Source organism: Sinomonas atrocyanea (assembly GCF_030812675.1).
Classification (GTDB): Bacteria; Actinomycetota; Actinomycetes; order Actinomycetales; family Micrococcaceae; genus Sinomonas; species Sinomonas atrocyanea_B.
The window spans coordinates 1-1,507 of the sequence record NZ_JAUSTE010000032.1 but is presented as its reverse complement, the minus strand read 5'-3'; the positions used below and the strand labels follow the sequence as shown (position 1 = coordinate 1,507).

General features: G+C 71.7%; 1 protein-coding gene. It reads left to right on the top strand.

From position 1 onward, the window contains the following. The first annotated feature begins 123 nt into the window (after nt 1-123). Entirely contained in the window at nt 124-1,215 is a 1,092-nt protein-coding gene (locus J2W20_RS19160; RefSeq protein ID WP_307008736.1) for an IS110 family transposase, read from the top strand. Nucleotides 1,216-1,507: the final 292 nt, after the last annotated feature.

Sequence of the window (1,507 nt, the reverse complement as noted above, 5' to 3'; positions counted from 1 at the left end):
CTAGACGGTATGGAGTGGCCGCCTTAGTGGGTGGTTGCGGGCCGGGGCCTCGCTCACGCAGATTCGTGGGTTACCGGACAGAAGTCCCTGCCCGGCCTATCCGACATGCGTGGGGAGGCCCCGGTGTTCATTGAGCGTACGAGTGTTGGGCTGGATGTGCACGCCCGTTCGGTTGCCGCGGCGGCGATCGACGGTGTGACCGGCGAGCTGGTGCAGGCCACGCTCGCCCCGTCGGAGCAGGCCGTCGCGGCTTGGCTCGCCGGGCTGCCCGGCCCGGTCGCCGTGGTCTACGAGGCCGGCCCGACGGGGTTCGGGCTCTCGAGGGCCTTGACCTCACAGGGAGTCAGGTGTGTGGTCGCTGCCCCCTCGAAGCTGCAGCGCCCGTCGGGGGACCGGGTGAAGACCGATGCCAGGGACGCGGTCCACCTGGCCAGGCTGCTGCGCCTGGACGAGGTCACCCCTGTCTCCGTCCCGACGGCGGAGCAGGAAGCCGCCCGGGACCTGGTGCGGGCGCGGGAGGACTGCCGCGGGGACCTGATGCGGGCCCGGCACCGGCTCTCGAAGCTGCTGCTGCGCCACGGGATTGTCTATGACGGCGGGGCCGCCTGGACCGGGACGCATGATGCGTGGCTGCGCCGGGAGGCCCTTCCGCAGCTGCCGTCCCCTGTGACCCGGATGGCGTTCGACTCGGACTACGAGGCGGTGCTGACGGTCAGGGCCCGCCGCGACCGGCTCGATGCCGCGATCGAGCAGCTCGCAGCAGGGAGCGAGTTCGCCCCGCTCGTGCACCGGCTGGGCTGCCTGCGCGGGGTGAGCACCCTGACCGGGTTCGCCCTCGCGGTGGAGATCGGGGACTGGCACCGGTTCACCGGGGCCACGATCGGCTCCTTCGTCGGCCTGACCCCGTCCGAGCATTCCTCGGGCGCCTCCCGGGCGCAGGGGCCGATCACCAAGACCGGCAACTCCCACGTCCGCCGGCTCCTGGTCGAGGCCGCCTGGCACCACCGTCCCCGCTACACGGTCGGCAAGACGATGCGGGACCGGTGGGAGCTGGCCCCGGCCGCGGCACGGGTCCGGGGCGATGAGGGCAACCAGCGCCTGCATGCCCGGTGGGTGGGCTTCCTCGAGCGGCGCAAGCGCCCTACGGTGGCGAACGTCGCCGTCGCCCGTGAGCTGGCCGGCTGGTGCTGGTCCCTGGCCGTGATGGAGGACTGAGCATCCTCTGAGACCGCTTCCTCCAGCCCCGGATGCCGGTGGCAGCGCGTGGAGCCACCCGCGAAACACCTATGAACAGGCCCCCGGGCCCATGTTCGCTCCTAGACACGCGGACCGGCTCCAGCCGAACCACCGTCCTGCGGTAGCCAACCCGCGCATATCAGTCTGACCGCGCGTCGCCTTCCGACACGCTCACCGGAAAACGGAGCCAGGAAGCCACGAGGCGCCGCCGGGATCACCTTCCCGGCGGCGCCTCGCCATGCCCACTTGACAGCGGACTACTCCATATCAG